The sequence below is a fragment of the Streptomyces liliiviolaceus genome (genome assembly GCF_018070025.1).
GTDB classification, from domain to species: Bacteria; Actinomycetota; Actinomycetes; order Streptomycetales; family Streptomycetaceae; genus Streptomyces; species Streptomyces liliiviolaceus.
Genome location: NZ_JAGPYQ010000001.1, coordinates 2,227,546 through 2,244,295, shown reverse-complemented (window position 1 = coordinate 2,244,295; position 16,750 = coordinate 2,227,546). Strand labels below are relative to the sequence as shown.

Annotated in this window: 26 protein-coding genes and 1 pseudogene; all 27 read right to left on the bottom strand. The window is 65.9% G+C overall.

Translation table 11 applies throughout. The features are described 5' to 3' along the window. Nucleotides 1-284 precede the first annotated feature (284 nt). The 27 genes and pseudogenes from map to J8N05_RS09835 all read right to left on the bottom strand — a co-directional run bounded on the left by map (nucleotide 285) and on the right by J8N05_RS09835 (nucleotide 16,746). Nucleotides 285-1,121 carry a type I methionyl aminopeptidase gene (gene map, locus J8N05_RS09965; RefSeq protein WP_210882049.1) on the bottom strand — a complete coding sequence of 279 codons (837 nt, stop codon included), beginning with the start codon at nucleotides 1,119-1,121 and terminating at the stop codon, nucleotides 285-287. A 101-nt stretch (nucleotides 1,122-1,222) separates the two neighbouring features. Next, nucleotides 1,223-1,912, bottom strand: coding sequence for an adenylate kinase (locus J8N05_RS09960; protein WP_210882048.1), 690 nt, complete (start codon nucleotides 1,910-1,912; stop codon nucleotides 1,223-1,225). Then, a complete protein-coding gene (secY, locus tag J8N05_RS09955) occupies nucleotides 1,912-3,225 on the bottom strand; it encodes a preprotein translocase subunit SecY (protein ID WP_210882047.1) in 1,314 nt (437 codons plus the stop codon). Before secY ends, J8N05_RS09960 begins: the two co-directional genes overlap by 1 nt. Nucleotides 3,226-3,473: 248 nt before the next feature. Further along, entirely contained in the window at nucleotides 3,474-3,929 is a 456-nt protein-coding gene (gene rplO, locus J8N05_RS09950; RefSeq protein ID WP_107022203.1) for a 50S ribosomal protein L15, read from the bottom strand. Nucleotides 3,930-3,931: 2 nt separating this feature from the next. After that, nucleotides 3,932-4,114 (bottom strand): 50S ribosomal protein L30, encoded by a 183-nt coding sequence (gene rpmD, locus J8N05_RS09945; protein WP_055513612.1) that lies wholly within the window; start codon nucleotides 4,112-4,114, stop codon nucleotides 3,932-3,934. Between the two features lie 2 nt (nucleotides 4,115-4,116). Continuing rightward, entirely contained in the window at nucleotides 4,117-4,719 is a 603-nt protein-coding gene (rpsE, locus tag J8N05_RS09940; protein WP_055513610.1) for a 30S ribosomal protein S5, read from the bottom strand. Between the two features lie 42 nt (nucleotides 4,720-4,761). Beyond that, the gene (gene rplR / locus J8N05_RS09935) at nucleotides 4,762-5,145 is read right to left on the bottom strand and encodes a 50S ribosomal protein L18 (protein ID WP_107022201.1); all 384 of its coding nucleotides are present in this window, start codon (nucleotides 5,143-5,145) and stop codon (nucleotides 4,762-4,764) included. 3 nt (nucleotides 5,146-5,148) lie between these two features. Further along, nucleotides 5,149-5,688, bottom strand: a complete 540-nt coding sequence (rplF, locus tag J8N05_RS09930; protein ID WP_210882046.1) for a 50S ribosomal protein L6 — start codon at nucleotides 5,686-5,688, stop codon at nucleotides 5,149-5,151. Between the two features lie 24 nt (nucleotides 5,689-5,712). Further along, nucleotides 5,713-6,111 (bottom strand): 30S ribosomal protein S8, encoded by a 399-nt coding sequence (gene rpsH, locus J8N05_RS09925; RefSeq protein ID WP_081218894.1) that lies wholly within the window; start codon nucleotides 6,109-6,111, stop codon nucleotides 5,713-5,715. A gap of 236 nt (nucleotides 6,112-6,347) precedes the next feature. Continuing rightward, nucleotides 6,348-6,533, bottom strand: a complete 186-nt coding sequence (locus J8N05_RS09920) for a type Z 30S ribosomal protein S14 (protein WP_003948630.1) — start codon at nucleotides 6,531-6,533, stop codon at nucleotides 6,348-6,350. Nucleotides 6,534-6,538: 5 nt separating this feature from the next. Then, nucleotides 6,539-7,096 carry a 50S ribosomal protein L5 gene (gene rplE, locus J8N05_RS09915; protein ID WP_107022199.1) on the bottom strand — a complete coding sequence of 186 codons (558 nt, stop codon included), beginning with the start codon at nucleotides 7,094-7,096 and terminating at the stop codon, nucleotides 6,539-6,541. Beyond that, nucleotides 7,096-7,419, bottom strand: a complete 324-nt coding sequence (gene rplX / locus J8N05_RS09910) for a 50S ribosomal protein L24 (protein WP_149511971.1) — start codon at nucleotides 7,417-7,419, stop codon at nucleotides 7,096-7,098. The genes rplE and rplX overlap by 1 nt, the downstream gene beginning before the upstream one ends. Before the next feature lie 2 nt (nucleotides 7,420-7,421). Continuing rightward, nucleotides 7,422-7,790, bottom strand: coding sequence for a 50S ribosomal protein L14 (rplN, locus tag J8N05_RS09905; protein WP_003992364.1), 369 nt, complete (start codon nucleotides 7,788-7,790; stop codon nucleotides 7,422-7,424). 102 nt (nucleotides 7,791-7,892) lie between these two features. Beyond that, nucleotides 7,893-8,180 carry a 30S ribosomal protein S17 gene (rpsQ, locus tag J8N05_RS09900; RefSeq protein WP_107022197.1) on the bottom strand — a complete coding sequence of 96 codons (288 nt, stop codon included), beginning with the start codon at nucleotides 8,178-8,180 and terminating at the stop codon, nucleotides 7,893-7,895. Further along, on the bottom strand, nucleotides 8,180-8,404 hold the full coding sequence (gene rpmC / locus J8N05_RS09895) for a 50S ribosomal protein L29 (RefSeq protein WP_003998824.1): 225 nt from the start codon (nucleotides 8,402-8,404) through the stop codon (nucleotides 8,180-8,182). The genes rpsQ and rpmC overlap by 1 nt, the downstream gene beginning before the upstream one ends. Then, on the bottom strand, nucleotides 8,404-8,823 hold the full coding sequence (gene rplP, locus J8N05_RS09890) for a 50S ribosomal protein L16 (protein ID WP_010986348.1): 420 nt from the start codon (nucleotides 8,821-8,823) through the stop codon (nucleotides 8,404-8,406). The genes rpmC and rplP overlap by 1 nt, the downstream gene beginning before the upstream one ends. A gap of 5 nt (nucleotides 8,824-8,828) precedes the next feature. Beyond that, nucleotides 8,829-9,680 carry a 30S ribosomal protein S3 gene (gene rpsC, locus J8N05_RS09885; protein ID WP_107022196.1) on the bottom strand — a complete coding sequence of 284 codons (852 nt, stop codon included), beginning with the start codon at nucleotides 9,678-9,680 and terminating at the stop codon, nucleotides 8,829-8,831. Further along, a complete protein-coding gene (rplV, locus tag J8N05_RS09880; protein ID WP_030619142.1) occupies nucleotides 9,680-10,027 on the bottom strand; it encodes a 50S ribosomal protein L22 in 348 nt (115 codons plus the stop codon). Before rplV ends, rpsC begins: the two co-directional genes overlap by 1 nt. Before the next feature lie 42 nt (nucleotides 10,028-10,069). Then, nucleotides 10,070-10,351, bottom strand: coding sequence for a 30S ribosomal protein S19 (gene rpsS / locus J8N05_RS09875; RefSeq protein ID WP_010986346.1), 282 nt, complete (start codon nucleotides 10,349-10,351; stop codon nucleotides 10,070-10,072). A 12-nt stretch (nucleotides 10,352-10,363) separates the two neighbouring features. Further along, on the bottom strand, nucleotides 10,364-11,200 hold the full coding sequence (gene rplB, locus J8N05_RS09870) for a 50S ribosomal protein L2 (RefSeq protein WP_028805741.1): 837 nt from the start codon (nucleotides 11,198-11,200) through the stop codon (nucleotides 10,364-10,366). Between the two features lie 39 nt (nucleotides 11,201-11,239). Next, nucleotides 11,240-11,656 (bottom strand): 50S ribosomal protein L23, encoded by a 417-nt coding sequence (gene rplW, locus J8N05_RS09865; protein ID WP_107022195.1) that lies wholly within the window; start codon nucleotides 11,654-11,656, stop codon nucleotides 11,240-11,242. Then, nucleotides 11,656-12,312, bottom strand: a complete 657-nt coding sequence (rplD, locus tag J8N05_RS09860; protein ID WP_189776121.1) for a 50S ribosomal protein L4 — start codon at nucleotides 12,310-12,312, stop codon at nucleotides 11,656-11,658. The genes rplW and rplD overlap by 1 nt, the downstream gene beginning before the upstream one ends. Nucleotides 12,313-12,319: 7 nt before the next feature. After that, on the bottom strand, nucleotides 12,320-12,964 hold the full coding sequence (gene rplC / locus J8N05_RS09855) for a 50S ribosomal protein L3 (protein ID WP_210882045.1): 645 nt from the start codon (nucleotides 12,962-12,964) through the stop codon (nucleotides 12,320-12,322). A gap of 16 nt (nucleotides 12,965-12,980) precedes the next feature. Continuing rightward, nucleotides 12,981-13,289, bottom strand: a complete 309-nt coding sequence (rpsJ, locus tag J8N05_RS09850) for a 30S ribosomal protein S10 (protein ID WP_003948644.1) — start codon at nucleotides 13,287-13,289, stop codon at nucleotides 12,981-12,983. Between the two features lie 482 nt (nucleotides 13,290-13,771). Then, nucleotides 13,772-14,491, bottom strand: a complete 720-nt coding sequence (locus J8N05_RS09845; protein ID WP_210882044.1) for a hypothetical protein — start codon at nucleotides 14,489-14,491, stop codon at nucleotides 13,772-13,774. Between the two features lie 575 nt (nucleotides 14,492-15,066). Continuing rightward, nucleotides 15,067-16,098: pseudogene (locus J8N05_RS09840) on the bottom strand (putative T7SS-secreted protein); the annotation flags it as partial. A gap of 105 nt (nucleotides 16,099-16,203) precedes the next feature. Further along, nucleotides 16,204-16,746 (bottom strand): hypothetical protein, encoded by a 543-nt coding sequence (locus J8N05_RS09835; protein WP_210882042.1) that lies wholly within the window; start codon nucleotides 16,744-16,746, stop codon nucleotides 16,204-16,206. Nucleotides 16,747-16,750 lie beyond the last annotated feature (4 nt).

The following is a 16,750-nucleotide window of genomic DNA, read 5'->3' as shown; positions in this document are numbered from 1 at the left end:
TGCGGATGCACGAGAGCCGACGAGTCAGTCTACGCCAGGGCCCCCGGAAAGACGAATCGAGAAAGTCTGCCCCACGTTCAAGATCCCTAAGCGGAACACACCCCCGCAGGGGGACGCTTTTAGGGGCGCGGGGAACGGCGCGGTCTTTTGCCGTTGGAGGGGCGCAGTCCCTTCAGGGGCGCGGGGAACGGCGCAATCTTTTAGGGGCGCGGGGAACTGCGCGACAAGCCCCCACCGAACCCGCACCCGCCCCCCAAGGGGACCCCCTCCCCGGAGGGCGCGACCTACGCCAGGGGATCAGGCGCAGCAGTGATCCCATACTCGGCGAGCTTCGCGCGACCCCCGTCAGGAGACGTAAGGACGAGCGGCCCCTCATCCGTCAGAGCGACGGAGTGCTCCCAGTGGGACGACCACGTACCGTCCGTCGTGATGACGGTCCAGTCGTCCGACAGCACCTCCGTGCGAGGCGTCCCCAGCGAAACCATCGGCTCGATCGCGAGGCAGAACCCGGCCACCAGCTTCGGCCCCTTGCCCCGCCGGCGCTCGACGTAGTTCAGCAGGTGCGGATCCATGTGCATCTCGGTCCCGATGCCGTGGCCGCCGTAGTCCTCGACGATGCCGTACTTGCCGCCACCGGGCTTCGGCTGACGCCGGATGTACGTCTCGATCGCCCGGGAGACGTCGACGAGCCGGTTCCCCAGCTTCATCGCCGCGATCCCGGCCCACATCGACTCCTCGGTCACCCGGGACAGCTCAAGGAGCTCCGGAGCGTGACCGGAGCCCACGAAGGCGGTGAACGCCGCGTCCCCGTGCCAGCCGTCGATGATCGCGCCGGCGTCGATCGAGATGATGTCGCCGTCCTTCAGGACGACGTCGTCGGTCGGGATGCCATGGACGACGACCTCGTTCACCGAGGTGCAGATCGTGGCGGGGAAGCCGCCGTAGCCCAGAAAGTTCGACTTCGCGCCGTGCTCGTCGAGCACCTTGCGGGCGACCTGGTCGAGATCCCGGGTCGTGGCACCGGGTACCGCGGCTTCCCGCGTCGCACTGTGGACGGCGGCGACGACCAGGCCCGCCTCACGCATCTTGGCGATCTGCTCGGGGGTCTTGATCTGCACCATGGGGGCCCGCGCTCTCCGTCTTCTCTGCCTACTGGGTTACGTACACAACAGTACGGCCGCGGCGCCCCTGGAGGGCACCGCGGCCGAACCGGTCGGGACGACTACTTGTCGCCGTCGCCCCGGCTGTCGTTCTTGTCCTCGGACTGACCCTTGAGGGCGTCCATCGCGCGCTTGGTGACCTCGTCCACCTTGCCGAGGGCCGAGATCGTCACCACGAGGCCCTGGGCCCCGTAGTAGTCGATGATCGGCTCGGTCTGGGTGTGGTAGACCTCCAGGCGCTTGCGGACGGTCTCCTCGGTGTCGTCGTCGCGCTGGTACAGCTCGCCGTCGCAGACGTCGCAGACGCCTTCCTTCTTCGGCGGGCTGTACGTCACGTGGAAGACGTGACTCGAATCGTTGCGGCAGATGCGGCGGCCGGCGATGCGCTTGACCACCTCGTCCTCGGGGACCTCCAGGTCGAGCACCCCGTCGAGTTCCACACCATCGGCCTTGAGGGCCTGGTCAAGCGCCTCGGCCTGCGAGACGTTCCGCGGGAAGCCGTCGAGCAGGAAGCCGTTCACGGCGTCCGGCTGCTCCATGCGGTCCTTGGCCATCGCGATGGTGACCTCGTCAGGCACGAGGTTGCCCTCGTCCATGTACGACTTCGCCAGTTTGCCCAGGTCGGTCTGCTGGCTGATGTTCGCACGGAAGAGGTCGCCCGTGGAGATGTGCGGGATCGACAGGTTCTTGGCGAGGAACGCGGCCTGCGTTCCCTTGCCCGCCCCGGGCGGCCCGACGAGGACGATTCGCATCAGCGGAGGAACCCTTCGTAATTGCGCTGCTGGAGCTGGCTCTCGATCTGCTTCACCGTCTCAAGACCGACACCCACGATGATCAGGATGCTGGTGCCACCGAACGGGAAGTTCTGGTTTGCCCCGAAACCAACCAACGCCATCGTCGGTACGAGAGCGATCAGGCCCAGATACAGCGAACCCGGCCAGGTGATCCGGTTGAGTACGTATCCCAGGTACTCAGCGGTCGGTCGGCCGGCCCGGATGCCCGGGATGAAGCCACCATACTTCTTCATGTTGTCCGCGACTTCTTCGGGGTTGAAGGAGATGGCCACGTAGAAGAAGGCGAAGAACACGATCAGCAGGAAGTAGGTGGCGATGTAGATCGGGTGGTCGCCCTTGGTGAGGTTCTGCTCGATCCAGGTCTTCCAGCCCGAGGTCCCACCTGCGAACTGGGCCACCAGCGCCGGGATGTAGAGCAGCGAGGAGGCAAAGATCACAGGGATGATGCCCGCCTGGTTCACCTTCAGCGGGATGTACGTGGACGTACCGCCGTAGGACCTGCGGCCGATCATCCGCTTCGCGTACTGGACCGGGATGCGGCGCTGGGCCTGCTCGACGAAGACCACCAGGCCGACCATGACGAGGCCGACCGCGATGACGGTGCCGAACTCGATCCAGCCGTCTGCCAGGTTGCCCTGCTGCTTGATGGCCCACAGCGCCGACGGGAACGTGGCGGCGATCGAGATGAACATGAGGATCGACATGCCGTTGCCGATGCCGCGGTCGGTGATGAGCTCACCGAGCCACATGACGACGGCCGTACCGGCGGTCATGGTGATGACCATCGTGATGGTGACGAAGATCGACTGGTCCGGCACGATCTGGTTGGCGACCGGGCAGCTGGTGAAGAGCGCGCCGCTGCGGGCGGTGGCCACCAGGCCGGTGCCCTGCAGGATGGCCAGCGCGACCGTCAGATAACGGGTGTACTGCGTGATCTTCGCCGTACCCGCCTGGCCCTCCTTCTTGAGGGCTTCCAGGCGCGGGATCACCACGGTCAGCAGCTGCAGAATGATGCTCGCCGTGATGTACGGCATGATGCCCAGTGCGAAGATCGTGATCTGCAGCAGAGCGCCACCGCTGAACATGTTGACCAGACCGAACAGGCCTTGGTTCTGGCTCGCGTTGTCGATACAGATCTGGACGTTCTTGTAGTCGACACCGGGGATCGGGATGTGCGTGCCCACCCGATAGACCACGATGATGCCGAGCGTGAAGAGCAGCTTCTTGCGCAGGTCGGGCGTCTTGAACGCCCGGGCGAACGCGGTGAGCACGGTGCCTCCTGCGACCCCCGCGCAAGTGCGCCAGAGGTGACGGTCTTGAGGTTCGACGAATAAGTAACGGACAGCTAACTAACAGTCAGAAGCCACCTGGAGTTCCCTGGCGGCACACCGGGCGAAAATTAGCAGCGCAGGCCACCTTACCGGCGACACCGCTCCCCTAGGAACGACCAACCGGGGATGCCCCTTTTGTGGGGCATCCCCGGTCGGGATCGCTCAAGTCATCGAATCGCCTGAAGAGATCAGATCAGCTCGGTGACGGTACCGCCGGCGGCGGTGATCTTCTCCTTGGCGGAGCCGGAGACGGCGTCGACCGTCACCTGCAGTGCCACGGAGATCTCGCCCTGGCCGAGGACCTTGACGAGGCTGTTCTTGCGAACCGCACCGTTGGCGACGAGTCCCTCGACGGTGACCTCGCCACCCTCCGGGTACAGCGACGCCAGCTTGTCGAGGTTCACGACCTGGTACTCGGTCTTGAACGGGTTCCGGAAGCCCTTGAGCTTCGGGAGACGCATGTGGAGGGGCATCTGGCCACCCTCGAAGCGCTCCGGAACCTGGTAACGGGCCTTCGTGCCCTTGGTACCACGACCGGCCGTCTTACCCTTGGACGCTTCACCACGACCGACTCGCGTCTTCGCGGTCTTGGCGCCCGGGGCGGGACGGAGGTTGTGGATCTTGAGCGGGTTGTTCTCCGCCATGATCAGTCGACCTCCTCAACCGTCACGAGGTGGCGGACGGTGTGCACCATTCCGCGGAACTCGGGGCGGTCCTCCTTGACGACCACATCGTTGATCCGCTTGAGGCCAAGCGAACGAAGGGTGTCACGGTGGTTCTGCTTGCTGCCGATGAACGACTTCGTCTGCGTGATCTTGAGCTGAGCCATGATTACGCACCCGCTCCCGCACGTGCACGCAGGAGAGCCGCGGGGGCGACGTCCTCAAGGGGCAGACCGCGGCGGGCCGCGATCTCCTCGGGACGCTGCAGGCCCTTGAGGGCCGCCACGGTCGCGTGCACGATGTTGATCGCGTTGGAGGAGCCGAGCGACTTCGACAGGATGTCGTGAACGCCGGCGCACTCCAGGACAGCACGCACCGGGCCACCGGCGATGACGCCGGTACCGGGGGAGGCAGGCTTGAGCAGGACGACGCCCGCGGCCTTCTCGCCCGTGATCGGGTGCGGGATGGTGCCCTGGATACGGGGGACCTTGAAGAAGTGCTTCTTGGCCTCTTCAACACCCTTGGCGATCGCGGCCGGCACCTCCTTGGCCTTGCCGTAACCGACACCCACGGTGCCGTCACCATCGCCCACCACGACCAGCGCGGTGAAGCTGAAGCGACGACCACCCTTCACAACCTTGGCGACACGGTTGATCGCGACGACACGCTCGACGTACGCGGTCTTCTCGGCAGCTGCGCCGCCGTCACGGCCCTTCCGGTCCCGCCGCTCGCCGCCACCGGCACCGCTTCCGCGGCGCTGGGGTCCAGCCATTGGAATTACCTCTCTCTGTTTCCGCTAGCTACGGAACAGGACTCAGAACTTGAGTCCGGCTTCGCGGGCGGCGTCCGCCAGAGCGGCAATGCGCCCGGCGTACTGGTTTCCACCACGGTCGAATACGACAGCCTCGACACCAGCGGCCTTGGCGCGCTCGGCGACCAGGGCGCCGACCGACTTGGCCTGCTCGGACTTGTCGTTCTCGCCGCCGCGGATGGTCGTGTCCAGGGTGGACGCCGACGCGAGGGTGTGACCCTTAACGTCGTCGATCACCTGGGCCACGATGTGGCGGTTCGAACGCGTCACGACCAGGCGAGGCCGCTCAGCCGTACCGGAGATGTGCTTCCGGATCCGGATGTGACGTCGCTTGATGGCAGCACGCTTGTAAGCGTCGCCCTTAGCAATCTTGACACCGTATGCCATGGCTTACTTACCCGCCTTTCCGACCTTGCGCCGGACGACTTCGCCCTCGTACTTGACGCCCTTGGCCTTGTACGGGTCGGGCTTGCGCAGCTTGCGGATGTTGGCCGCAACCTCGCCGACCTTCTGCTTGTCGATTCCCTCGACCGAGAAGTGTGTCGGGTTCTCGACCTTGAAGGAGATGCCCTCGGGCGCCTCGATCGTGATCGAGTGGCTGTAGCCGAGCGAGAATTCCAGGTTGGAACCCTTCGCCAGGACGCGGTAACCGACACCGCTGATTTCGAGCTTCTTCACGTAACCCGTGGTCACGCCGGTGATCATGTTCGCCACCAGCGTGCGGGACAGGCCGTGGAGGGCCTTGTTCTGACGCTCGTCGTTCGGGCGGGTGACATTGAGAATGCCGTCCTCACCCTTGGCGACCTCGATCGGCGCCGCGACGGTGTGGGAGAGAGAGCCCTTGGGGCCCTTCACCGAAACCGTACGGCCGTCGATGGTGACGTCCACGCCGGCGGGAACCGTGATGGGGAGCTTGCCAATACGCGACATAGCTGTTTCCTCCGTTCCCTTCCGCTACCAGACGTAGGCGAGAACTTCTCCGCCTACGCCCTTCTTGCCGGCCTGCTGTCCGGTGAGGAGACCGTGCGACGTGGAGATGATCGCCACGCCGAGGCCACCGAGCACCTTGGGCAGGGAGGTGGACTTCGCGTACACACGCAGACCCGGCTTCGAGATCCGCTTGATGCCCGCGATGGAGCGCTCACGGTTCGGACCGAACTTCAGCTCAAGGACGAGCTTCTTGCCGACTTCGGCGTCCTCGACCTTCCAGCCGGTGATGAAGCCCTCCTGCTGGAGGATCTCCGCGATGTGCGACTTGATCTTGCTGTGGGGCATCGCGACATCGTCGTGGTACGCCGAGTTCGCGTTACGCAGACGGGTAAGCATGTCTGCGATGGGATCAGTCATGGTCATGAATTGGCCTTCGGCCTCTCTCGCCGGGGTTTCCTGTATGCGCCATCCCTCTCCCCACTCTGTGGCGGGACGGGTGCGGTGCGGGGACCTACGGCGTAGTAAGCGTTAACTAGTGGGCTGTACCCACATGCGTCCGGGCGGCAGACGCCCAACCCTCCTAGCCTAAGCCATGGAAGGGAGAGCCTCTGCCAACCCACTGCTTACCGAGAGCGTCCGGTCGTCCCTGTTGAGGGGGACTACCAGGAGCTCTTGGTCACGCCCGGGAGCTCTCCACGGTGAGCCATCTCACGAAGGCACACACGGCAGAGACCGAACTTGCGGTACACGGAGTGCGGGCGGCCGCAGCGCTGGCAACGGGTGTAGCCACGCACACCGAACTTGGGCTTACGAGCAGCCTTGGCAATCAGAGCCTTCTTCGCCATCTCGCTTACGCCTCCTTGAAGGGGAAGCCGAGGTGACGGAGAAGGGCACGGCCTTCGGCGTCGTTGGTCGCCGTGGTGACCACGGTGATGTCCATACCCCGGACGCGGTCGATCTTGTCCTGGTCGATCTCGTGGAACATGACCTGCTCGGTGAGACCGAAGGTGTAGTTGCCACGACCGTCGAACTGCTTGGGAGACAGACCACGGAAGTCGCGGATGCGCGGCAGCGCGAGCGACAGGGTGCGGTCCAGGAACTCCCACATGCGGTCGCCACGAAGCGTGACGTGGGCACCGATCGGCTGACCCTCACGCAGCTTGAACTGCGCGATGGACTTGCGGGCCTTGGTGACGGCCGGCTTCTGACCGGTGATCGTGGTGAGGTCGCGGATGGCGCCCTCGATCAGCTTGGAGTCGCGGGCGGCGTCGCCCACACCCATGTTGACCACGATCTTGACGAGGCCCGGGGTCTGCATGACGTTCTCGTACGAGAACTCTTCCTGCAGCTTGCCCGCGATCTCCTCGCGGTACTTCGTCTTGAGACGCGGAATGGTGGTGGTAGCCATCAGATGTCCTCACCCGTCCGCTTGGCAACGCGGATCTTGTTGCCCTCGTCGTCGAAGCGGTAACCGACGCGCGTGACGACCTTGTTGCCGTCCTTCTCAACGACCAGCTGGACGTTGGAGACGTGGACGGGCGCCTCGGTCGTGACGATGCCACCGGCCTGCGAACCGCGGGCGGTGGGACCGGCCTTCGTGTGCTTCTTGACCCGGTTGACACCCTCGACCAGGACGCGCTCGTCGCGCGGGTAAGCGGCGATGACCTTGCCCTGCTTGCCCTTGTCCTTACCGGTGATGACCTGAACCAGGTCGCCCTTCTTGATCTTCATGCTTACAGCACCTCCGGCGCGAGCGAGATGATCTTCATGAACTTCTTCTCGCGCAGCTCACGGCCGACCGGGCCGAAGATACGGGTGCCGCGAGGGTCGCCGTCGTTCTTCAGAATGACGGCGGCGTTCTCGTCGAAGCGGATGTACGAGCCGTCGGGACGGCGGCGCTCCTTGACGGTGCGAACGATGACCGCCTTGATGACGTCACCCTTCTTCACATTGCCGCCGGGGATCGCGTCCTTGACGGTGGCGACAATGACGTCACCGATGCCCGCGTAGCGGCGACCGGAGCCACCGAGCACACGGATGCAAAGGATTTCCTTCGCACCAGTGTTGTCGGCGACACGCAGTCGCGACTCCTGCTGGATCACGTCTATCTCCTGATTGTCTGCCGGTTCCCGGCAGGGGCTCCTTCACGGAAACCCCTGCCGAGCCTGGCGGAACCAACCTGCGGGAAACCCCTCAGGTACTTACTACTTGGCCTTCTCAAGGATCTCGACGATGCGCCAGCGCTTCGTCGCGGACAGCGGACGGGTCTCCATGATGACAACCCGGTCGCCGACGCCCGCGGCGTTCTGCTCGTCGTGCGCCTTGAGCTTGTTCGTACGGCGGATGACCTTGCCGTACAGAGCGTGCTTGACGCGGTCCTCGACGGCGACGACGACGGTCTTGTCCATCTTGTCGCTGACGACCAGACCCTCACGGGTCTTGCGGAAACCGCGGCTCGTCTTGGTCTCTTCGGTCACGTTGTTCTCGCTCATCAGGCGCTCTCCACCGTCTCGATGCCCAGCTCGCGCTCACGCATGAGGGTGTAGATCCGCGCGATGTCCTTGCGGACGGCCTTGAGCCGACCGTGGTTTTCGAGCTGACCGGTCGCCGCCTGGAAGCGGAGGTTGAACAGCTCTTCCTTGGCTTCGCGAAGCTTCGCGAGAAGCTCCTCGTCACCCAGTTCGCGCAGCTCGGACGCCTTGGTACCGGCCGACATCACGCTTCACCTGCCTCGCGCTTGACGATCCGGCACTTCATCGGCAGCTTGTGGGCTGCGCGAGTGAGGGCCTCACGGGCGATCTTCTCGTTGGGGTAGGACAGCTCGAACATGACCCGGCCCGGGTGCACGTTCGCGATCCACCACTCGGGGGATCCCTTACCGGAACCCATGCGGGTCTCGGCGGGCTTCTTGGTCAGCGGGCGGTCCGGGTAGATGTTGATCCAGACCTTGCCGCCACGCTTGATGTGACGGGTCATCGCGATACGAGCCGCCTCGATCTGGCGGTTCGTGACGTACGCCGGCGTGAGGGCCTGAATGCCGTACTCGCCGAACGAAACCTGCGTACCGCCCTTGGCCTGACCGCGGCGCTTCGGGTGGTGCTGCTTGCGGTGCTTGACCCTACGAGGGATCAGCATTTCGGTCAGGCCTCCGTTCCGGTGCTCTCGGCCGGAGCGGCAGCGGCGGCGGGAGCGTCGGCCTTGGGGGCCTCGGCTGCCGGCGCGGACTGCTGCTGCGGCTTGCGGCCGCGGCCGCCACGCTCGCCACCACGACCACCACGGGCCGGGCGGTCGCCGCCGCCACCGGCTCCACCACGGGCCGGGCGGTTACCCGCACGGGCCGCGGCGTTCTCGGCGCGGACCTCGGCGATGTTCTTGACGTCGCCCTTGTAGATCCAGACCTTCACACCGATGCGGCCGAAGGTCGTCTTGGCCTCGAAGAAGCCGTAGTCGACGTTCGCGCGGAGCGTGTGCAGGGGCACGCGGCCCTCGCGGTAGAACTCCGAGCGGGACATCTCGGCGCCGCCGAGACGGCCACCACACTGGATCTTGATGCCCTTGGCGCCGGCCTTCATCGTGCCCTGCATGCTCTTGCGCATGGCACGACGGAAGGAGACGCGGGAGGACAGCTGCTCGGCGACGGCCTGGGCCACCAGCTGAGCGTCCGTCTCCGGGCTCTTGACCTCAAGGATGTTCAGCTGGACCTGCTTGCCGGTCAGCTTCTCCAGGTCACCGCGGATGCGGTCGGCCTCGGCGCCGCGGCGGCCGATGACGATGCCCGGGCGCGCGGTGTGGATGTCCACACGGACGCGGTCACGGGTGCGCTCGATCTCCACCTTCGAGATGCCGGCGCGCTCCATGCCGGACGTCATCATCCGACGGATGGCGACGTCTTCCTTGACGTAGTCCTTGTACAGCTTGTCGGCGTACCAGCGGGACTTGAAGTCCGTGGTGATGCCGAGCCGGAACCCATGCGGGTTAACCTTCTGGCCCATTACCGGGTTCCTTCCTTGCTGCTGACGACCACGGTGATGTGGCTGGTCCGCTTGCGGATCCGGTAGGCGCGGCCCTGGGCGCGCGGACGGAACCGCTTCAGGGTCGGACCCTCGTCGACGTACGCCTCGGAGATGACGAGGCTGTCGGCGTCGGTGTGGTCGTAGTTGTGTGCGGCGTTGGCGATGGCGCTGTCAAGCACCTTGCCGACGGGCACGCTCGCGGCCTGCGGGGCGAAACGCAGGACCGCCTGAGCCTCCGTGGCATCCATGCCACGGATAAGGTCCACCACGCGGCGGGCCTTCATGGGCGTGACGCGGATGTACCGCGCCTGGGCCCTGGCTTCCATGGTTGTCCTTCCAGTGTCTGTCATGGTCGATTCCACCCCGCGTTAGCGGCGCTTCGACTTCCGGTCGTCCTTGACGTGACCCCGGAAGGTGCGCGTCGGCGAGAACTCGCCGAGCTTGTGGCCGACCATCGACTCGGTGACAAACACCGGAATGTGGGTCTTGCCGTTGTGCACCGCGATCGTGTGGCCGAGCATGGCCGGGATGATCATCGAGCGACGGGACCAGGTCTTGATGACGTTCTTGGAACCAGCTTCGTTCTGTGCGTCCACCTTCTTGATCAGGTGGTCGTCGACGAAGGGTCCCTTCTTGAGACTGCGCGGCATCTAAACCCGCTCCTAGCGCTTCTTGTTCGTCTTGCGGCGGCGGACGATGTACTTGTTCGAAGCCTTCTTCGGCGAACGAGTACGACCCTCCTTCTGACCCCACGGCGAGACCGGGTGACGACCACCGGAGGTCTTGCCTTCACCACCACCGTGCGGGTGGTCAACCGGGTTCATCGCCACACCGCGAACGGTCGGGCGGACGCCCAGCCAGCGCTTGCGGCCGGCCTTGCCCCAGTTGATGTTCGACTGCTCGGCGTTGCCGACCTCGCCGACGGTGGCGCGGCAGCGCACGTCGACCAGGCGGATCTCTCCGGACGGCATGCGCAGGTGGGCCATCTGGCCCTCCTTCGCGAGCAGCTGCACGGAGGCACCGGCGGAGCGGGCGAACTTGGCACCGCCACCGGGACGGAGCTCGATCGCGTGGATCGTGGTACCGACCGGGATGTTGCGGAGGGCCAGGTTGTTGCCCGGCTTGATGTCGGCCCCGGGACCGTTCTCGACACGGTCGCCCTGCGACAGGTTGCGGGGGGCGAGGATGTAGCGCTTCTCGCCGTCCGCGTAGTGAAGCAGCGCGATGCGCGCGGTGCGGTTGGGGTCGTACTCGATGTGCGCGACCTTCGCCGGCACGCCGTCCTTGTCGTGCCGACGGAAGTCGATGACGCGGTAGGCGCGCTTGTGTCCGCCACCCTGGTGGCGAACGGTCACACGACCGGCGTTGTTACGGCCGCCCTTGCTGTGCAGGGGGCGGACCAGCGACTTCTCCGGCGTGGACCGCGTGACCTCGACGAAGTCGGCGACGCTGGAGCCACGACGCCCCGGCGTAGTCGGCTTGTACTTGCGGATTCCCATTTCTCAGTCCTCGTCCGATATTCGGACCAGGGCGCTCCGTTAGGAGGCCTGGCCGAAGATGTCGATACGGTCGCCCTCAGCGAGGGTCACGATGGCGCGCTTGGTGTCAGCACGCTTGCCGAAGCCGCTCTTGGTCCGCTTGCGCTTCCCCTGGCGGTTGATCGTGTTGACCCCGGTGACCTTGACCGAGAAGACCGCCTGGACGGCCTGCTTGATCTGGGTCTTGTTGGCGCCCGGCGCGACGACGAAGGTGTACTTGCCCTCGTCGAGCAGCGCGTAGCTCTTCTCGGAGACGACCGGCTTGATGAGGACGTCACGGGGATCCGTGAAGCTCTTGCTCAGCGGCGTCTCAACGGTGTTCTTGCCCTCGGCCTCGTGGCGCTTCGCCTTGGCGATGCGCGCGGCCTTGGCGGCCTTGGCCGCCTTGGGGGCAATGCTCGGGTGACGCGTAGCCATCAGGCTTCGCTCCCTTCGGTGTCAGCGGCCTGGGGGCCAGACACGAAGGACTCGAAAGCGGCCTGGGTGAAGACCACGTCGTCCGAGACGAGAACGTCGTACGTGTTCAGCTGGCCCGGCTCCAGGATGTGGACCTGGGGCAGGTTGCGCGCGGAGAGCAGCGCGGCCTCGTCGGCACGGTCGATGACCAGGAGCAGGTTCTTGCGCTCCGAGATCTTGCCGAGCAGGACCTTCGCGGCCTTGGTGGAGGGGTTGTCGCCCTCGATCACGCCGGAGACGACGTGGATGCGAGCGTTGCGGGCCCGGTCGGTGAGGGCGTGGCGCAGGGCCGCGGCCTTCATCTTCTTCGGGGTCCGCTGCGAGTAGTCACGCGGCTGCGGGCCGTGGACGACGCCACCACCGGCGAACTGCGGGGCGCGGGTCGAGCCCTGGCGCGCGCGGCCGGTGCCCTTCTGACGGTAAGGCTTCTTACCGCCACCACGAACCTCGCCGCGGGTCTTGGTCTTGTGCGTGCCCTGGCGGGCAGCGGCCAGCTGGGCGACTACGACCTGGTGAAGCAGCGGGATGCTGATCTTCTCGACGTCGAAGATCTCCGCGGGGAGCTCGACCGTCCCGGTCTTGTCGCCTGCCGGCGAAATGATGTCAACAGTGCTCATCGGTACCTCAGGCCCCCTTGGCCGCGGTGCGGACCAGGACGAGGCCGCCGTTCGGACCGGGGACCGCGCCCTTGATGAGCAGCAGACCCTTCTCCGCGTCAACGGCGTGGACGGTCAGGTTCTGGGTGGTGACGCGCTCGTTGCCCATGCGACCCGCCATGCGGAGGCCCTTGAACACACGGCCCGGGGTGGCGCAGCCACCGATGGAACCGGGAGAGCGGTGCTTGCGCTGGGTGCCGTGACCGGCGCCGAGTCCCTTGAAGTTGTGACGCTTCATGACACCGGCGAAGCCCTTGCCCTTGCTCGTACCGGTCACGTCCACCTTGATGCCGGACTCGAAGGTCTCAGCGGTGATCTCCTGGCCGAGGACGTACTCGCTGGCGTCAGCGGTACGGATCTCGACGAGGTGACGGCGGGGAGTGACGTCGGCCTTGGCGAAGTGGCCCTTGAGGGGCTTGTTCACCTTGCGCGGGTCGATCTCGCCGAAGGCGATCTGGACCGACTCGTAGCCGTCGACGTCATTCGTACGGACCTGGGTCACGACGTTGGGGCTGGCCTTGACGACGGTGACCGGAACAACACGGTTGTTCTCGTCCCACACCTGCGTCATGCCGAGCTTCTCGCCCAGGATGCCCTTGATCTGCTTAGCCATTCTCAGACCACATCCCTTAGAGCTTGATCTCGATGTCGACACCGGCCGGGAGGTCGAGTCGCATCAAAGAGTCAACGGTCTTGGGGGTCGGGTCGAGAATGTCGATCAGGCGCTTGTGCGTGCGCATCTCGAAGTGCTCGCGCGAGTCCTTGTACTTGTGCGGCGACTTGATGACGCAGTACACGTTCTTCTCAGTGGGCAGCGGCACCGGGCCCGCGACCGACGCACCAGTGCGCGTCACCGTCTCGACGATCTTCTTCGCCGAGGAGTCGATGACCTCGTGGTCGTAGGCCTTGAGCCGGATGCGGATCTTCTGTCCCGCCATGGCTACTCAGTAGTCCTTTGTCTAGTGAAACGCTCTGCAACCCGCGGGTTCGCGTCCTGTCTCCGACCCACGCGGTCGGGTGTGTCGCGTCCTTGCCGCAGAGATATCCACAAGCGGATTTCCCTACCAGGGACACGGCCCATCCCAAAGACGACCGCAGGACCGGGGGCAAAACACCCACCGGGTGCCTGGTCTGCACCCCGCTGACACTTCCCGGAAGATTCCCGTACGTCCGCCCCAGCGCTGCCCTGGGGCAGTTGGGGCGACGAGTACTGTGGGACTCGCTTCCGGTCCTCCCGGCGGGAGGCGCGCAGCATCGGCACTCAACCGAGCAACCCCGACAGTCTGCCATACGGGGCACGGAGCTGGCGAATCGAGCCGGAGAGGATACCCCCGGGGGGACGCGCGTCAAACTCTTCGGGCGCCCACGCCCTGTCGGCGATGCCGACGGAGGGCCTTCAAGGCATCGACGCCCCACATTCTCAGCCCCGCAGTTCGTCACCTTCGAGCGCGTCGAAGTCGATCGGCTGGTACCCCGGGGCGTAGTCGCGCAGGAACGCGGCCGCCTCCGTCGGCAGGGGCGGGGTGGCGATCACGGCGTACTCCAGTACGCGCTTGGGGGCGAAGTACTTCCAGAACTCGTACTCCGGCTCCCCCGCCGCGAGGCCCGGATACCGGTCCGTGACGCCGAGGCCGTCCAGGAGTTCGGTGAGCGTGGCGTCGGCGAGGTCCGCCATCGGCTCGCCCGGGAGCACGATCCGCTCCACACCGGGGTCGAGACGAGGTGGCTTCCCCTGCGCGATGGCCTCCATCTGGGGCCGGTCCAGCACGTACCAGGGCCCGGCGTGCTCCTGTACGAGCCAGCTGTCCCGGGTGTCGCTGCGGTGGACGGCGCATTCGTCGCCCCGGAAGATCTCCTCGACGTACCCGAGACCGGGCTGGACCAGGGTCTGGGTCCCGCCGGCCGCCTGGAACGTGATCTCCCTCCCGTGCCCTGTCGCGATCCCCGCGAACTCGGCGGCGAACTCCTCCCGGGCGGGCGACGCCCGCAGGCAGGAGAAGTGGAGCGACCCGACCACGAACGCGTGCTCCTCCTGCCAGGTCGCCCGCATGAGCCGGTACGAGGGAACATCGCTGGCCCACCCGGGGATGTGCAGGACGAATTCCCCGCAGAAGACACACGAGGCGTATTCACTACTCATTACGGCTTTCCCTTTCCGCGGCGCGGTTCATGCCAACGTATGCACATCGGTCATCCCATTTGCACGGGAACGATGAACCCCAAAGGATTCACCGGACCACCCTCAGGGTACGTTCCCTGCGGCAGTTCACGGATCCCGTCACCGTCGAAGAACCGCAGGTTTCCGTCCCGGCTGACGACCACTTCCATATGATCCGACGCTTTGTACTCCAGGTCCCGCGACATACTGTTGGGCATTCCCTGCGCCTGTTCTATTCGGTTGGGCGGTCCGGGAATTCGGTCTTCCGGGTGCGTATGGGCGATGAAGTCGTAATCCTGGCCCCTGAGGTCCCGCGGGATGGAGCTGGTCCGCTCCGTCCCCCGGAAGAGACGCAGATCCCCCGCCGGGTTCTGGATGATGGCGTGCTCGACCCCGTGGAAGCTCTGGAGTTCGGAGAGATGGGAGACGTTCACCTCGCCGGGCCGGATGGGTATGTGGCCGTTCTCCAGCGCCCGGGTGAGCTGCCTGGCCTTCGGGGACAGCGCCCGGTAGGGGATCTGGCCACCCGGCATGCGGGCTGCGCCCTTGAAGACGCCGCTCATGCCGCGCACGCCCTCGGCCATGCCCTTCATCCCGGCCTTGATCCCGTTCAAGCTCCGGAGCCCCTTGAGCCCCTTGGCGAGCCCGCCGAGAGTGGTCAGCCCCTTCATCCCCGGAATGCAGTCAAGGGCGGCGAACGCCACATCCCAAAGAGACGCCTGCCCCTTCATATATTTATTGAGGGTGTCCGCGAGAACGACAAGCGCCGCGATCAGCACGATCGCACCGAGAATCGGCCCCCCGATAATCATCGCGATAATGCCCAGCACCGCGACGACGACCTTGCAGACGGCGACGATGGTGTCCCAGTTGTCGACGAACCAGTCCCCGACTTCTTCGTACCACTTACGGTTCTGAATCCCCGCGTCGGAAGCGTCGTCCAGCTTGCGTTTGGCTTCCCCCGCGGCGTCCTCACGCATCTGACGCGCGTCGGCGGCCATCTTCTTCGCCGCATCGAGGGCACTCTGCGCGGAGGTCACGTCGGATTGCGCGGCGGTGTGCGCGTCCTTGGCACTCTGCGCGTCCCGGGTGGCGGCCCGCACCTTCGCCTCATCAGGCTTCTCGACATCCTTGCCCGCCGACCCGGGATCGTCCTTGTACTTGTCCGCTTCCTTGTTCGCCCGCGTCACCCACGAATCAGCCGACGACAACTTGGACTTGGCCGAGGACAGATCGGCCTGCGCGTCCCGCCCCTTGGCGAGGGCCTTGTCGGCGAGGGTCTGGGCGCGCTCAAGCTCGGGCCAGTACGCCGCGAGCGCATCGCCGGCCAGGTCGTACGACTTCTTCAGCTTCTTCAAGTTCTTCGGCACACCCGAGAACTCGTCCCGGAACACCTCGGCCGTCTTGCCCACCATCGTCAGGACGGCGTCTTCCTCCGCCATGCCCTTGACGAGCCGCAGCGCATCCTGCACGTCATCGGCGAAGTCGTGGAGGCTCTTGGCCAACGACTTCACCCGGACCGGATCGCCCGGTGTCGGATCCTTCTCCAGGTCCAGCACATGCCAGTCCGTCGGCCGATACCCCGCCATCGCACAACCCCCGTCGCACCAACCCCGTCAACCACACGTACGCAGCAGCGAATTTACTAGGCACAGGCGTTCGGCGCGAAGAGTCCCTGAGGGCGTTGCCGGAGATCAGTCCCAGGGCTCACGCTCGGGCCTGCGTTTCCACCACTCCGCGAGTTCGGCCTCGGGCCTCTCCTTCGTCGGACGCACCCAGGGCCGCAGGGAACCGTCCGGATCCGGCACGCTCGCGGCCCGGAACCGTGCGTCCAGCCGCTCCAGCAGCCGGCCGAGCGCACCCGCACGCGCCTCCTCGGGCAGCCCCCGCATGGCCTCGTCCAACGAGTCACGGGAGTCCAGGTCGTTGCTGTACGCGCTGACCGGATAGAAGTCCTCGCTCGACCAGCCGGGCTCCATCCGGCGCACCACGCGTTCCCAGGAGGCGAACCGCTCCGCCACCGAGTACACGGGAGCCGTGATCTTCTCCCGCAGCTCCGGCGCCACCCGCGACCGTTCCACCGCCAGCCGCTCCGCGTCACATCCGGCGATCGCCGTGCGGACCGCCTCCGGCAGTTCGTCCCACACGGCCTTGCTCTCCGGTGCGGCCCGGAACACGTCGTACGGAGGCCGTATCCTGCCTCGCCGAGTCCGGCCGCGTTCCGCCTCGCCGGCCAACGCC

Bases quoted from the DNA above. Each gene is read 5' to 3' on its own strand.
- rplP (WP_010986348.1), bottom strand. From the start codon at position 8,823: ATGCTGATCCCTCGTAGGGTCAAGCACCGCAAGCAGCACCACCCGAAG.
- J8N05_RS09960 (WP_210882048.1), bottom strand. From the start codon at position 1,912: ATGCGAATCGTCCTCGTCGGGCCGCCCGGGGCGGGCAAGGGAACGCAG.
- rpsJ (WP_003948644.1), bottom strand. From the start codon at position 13,289: ATGGCGGGACAGAAGATCCGCATCCGGCTCAAGGCCTACGACCACGAG.
- J8N05_RS09920 (WP_003948630.1), bottom strand. From the start codon at position 6,533: ATGGCGAAGAAGGCTCTGATTGCCAAGGCTGCTCGTAAGCCCAAGTTC.
- rpmC (WP_003998824.1), bottom strand. From the start codon at position 8,404: ATGTCGGCCGGTACCAAGGCGTCCGAGCTGCGCGAACTGGGTGACGAG.
- rplE (WP_107022199.1), bottom strand. From the start codon at position 7,096: ATGGCTACCACCACCATTCCGCGTCTCAAGACGAAGTACCGCGAGGAG.
- rplX (WP_149511971.1), bottom strand. From the start codon at position 7,419: ATGAAGATCAAGAAGGGCGACCTGGTTCAGGTCATCACCGGTAAGGAC.
- rplB (WP_028805741.1), bottom strand. From the start codon at position 11,200: ATGGGAATCCGCAAGTACAAGCCGACTACGCCGGGGCGTCGTGGCTCC.
- rplO (WP_107022203.1), bottom strand. From the start codon at position 3,929: ATGGCGGAGAACAACCCGCTCAAGATCCACAACCTCCGTCCCGCCCCG.
- rplD (WP_189776121.1), bottom strand. From the start codon at position 12,312: ATGAGCACTGTTGACATCATTTCGCCGGCAGGCGACAAGACCGGGACG.
- rpmD (WP_055513612.1), bottom strand. From the start codon at position 4,114: ATGGCTCAGCTCAAGATCACGCAGACGAAGTCGTTCATCGGCAGCAAG.
- rplR (WP_107022201.1), bottom strand. From the start codon at position 5,145: ATGGCATACGGTGTCAAGATTGCTAAGGGCGACGCTTACAAGCGTGCT.
- rpsH (WP_081218894.1), bottom strand. From the start codon at position 6,111: ATGACCATGACTGATCCCATCGCAGACATGCTTACCCGTCTGCGTAAC.
- rplF (WP_210882046.1), bottom strand. From the start codon at position 5,688: ATGTCGCGTATTGGCAAGCTCCCCATCACGGTTCCCGCCGGCGTGGAC.
- rpsS (WP_010986346.1), bottom strand. From the start codon at position 10,351: ATGCCGCGCAGTCTCAAGAAGGGACCCTTCGTCGACGACCACCTGATC.
- rplC (WP_210882045.1), bottom strand. From the start codon at position 12,964: ATGGCTAAGCAGATCAAGGGCATCCTGGGCGAGAAGCTCGGCATGACG.
- rplV (WP_030619142.1), bottom strand. From the start codon at position 10,027: ATGGAAGCCAGGGCCCAGGCGCGGTACATCCGCGTCACGCCCATGAAG.
- rpsE (WP_055513610.1), bottom strand. From the start codon at position 4,719: ATGGCTGGACCCCAGCGCCGCGGAAGCGGTGCCGGTGGCGGCGAGCGG.
- rpsQ (WP_107022197.1), bottom strand. From the start codon at position 8,180: ATGAGCGAGAACAACGTGACCGAAGAGACCAAGACGAGCCGCGGTTTC.
- rplW (WP_107022195.1), bottom strand. From the start codon at position 11,656: ATGGCTACGCGTCACCCGAGCATTGCCCCCAAGGCGGCCAAGGCCGCC.
- J8N05_RS09845 (WP_210882044.1), bottom strand. From the start codon at position 14,491: ATGAGTAGTGAATACGCCTCGTGTGTCTTCTGCGGGGAATTCGTCCTG.
- rpsC (WP_107022196.1), bottom strand. From the start codon at position 9,680: ATGGGCCAGAAGGTTAACCCGCATGGGTTCCGGCTCGGCATCACCACG.
- map (WP_210882049.1), bottom strand. From the start codon at position 1,121: ATGGTGCAGATCAAGACCCCCGAGCAGATCGCCAAGATGCGTGAGGCG.